At 61.5% G+C, this 226-nt stretch carries 1 protein-coding gene; it reads left to right on the top strand.

The features are described 5' to 3' along the window. The coding region (locus tag AC5ZFO_RS48520) for a transposase (protein ID WP_496124337.1) at positions 1-226 on the top strand (226 nt) is incomplete at both ends.

Here is a 226-nt window from a genome sequence, read left to right as displayed (position 1 = left end):
CGCTGAAGGCAAAGATCGCCTTGGAGGCGCTGCGAGAACAATCAACGGTGACGGATCTGGCGCAGCGCTACCAGGTGCATGTGAACCAGATTTATGCGTGGAAGAAGCAGCTTCAGGATCAAGCGGCTCGGGCGTTCGACGCGGGCGCTGGTCGGGATGGCGAGGCGGCCCACGAACTGGAGGTCGAGAAGCTCCACGCCAAGATCGGACAATTGACGGTCGAGCG

The organism is Bradyrhizobium sp. Unk1 (genome assembly GCF_059512345.1).
This window is presented reverse-complemented; position numbering and strand designations above follow the sequence as displayed.